A 489-nucleotide genomic window follows, 5' to 3' on the forward strand; every position below is an offset into this window, starting at 1 on the left:
GTTGTGTGGGGTGTTGTGTGAGAACTGTATAGTGGACGCGAGCATTAAACCATGTGCTTGTTACTGTCACTTTTTGTGTGGTGGCAATGTGTGTGGTTTGTGTGATTTCTTTGTTCTTTTGTGTTTTGTGTGTTCACACCAGCACTTTTTGTGTTGGTTGTGTGTTCGTTATTTAGGGCGCATGGTGGATGCCTTGGCATGCTGAGCCGATGAAGGACGTGTAAGGCTGCGTTAAGCCTCGGGGAGTTGTCAATAAAGCGTTGATCCGAGGATGTCCGAATGGGGAAACCTGGCACCTGTTATGGGGTGTTACCCTTCAGTGAATTCATAGCTGTTGTGGGGGTTTACGCGGGGAAGTGAAACATCTCAGTACCCGTAGGAGAAGAAAATAAAATATGATTCTGCTAGTAGTGGCGAACGAACGTGGATGAGGCTAAACCGTGTGCATGTGATACTTGGTAGGGGTTGTGTGTGCGGTGTTGTGGGCCC

At 48.1% G+C, this 489-nt stretch carries 1 rRNA gene; it reads left to right on the forward strand.

What is annotated here, in order from left to right:
* Positions 1-161 precede the first annotated feature (161 nt).
* Positions 162-489 (forward strand): 23S ribosomal RNA (locus HMPREF2993_RS04785); the annotation flags it as partial.

Origin of the sequence: Corynebacterium sp. HMSC068G04 (genome assembly GCF_001814885.1) — a bacterium.
In the GTDB taxonomy this organism is placed as follows: domain Bacteria; phylum Actinomycetota; class Actinomycetes; order Mycobacteriales; family Mycobacteriaceae; genus Corynebacterium; species Corynebacterium hiratae.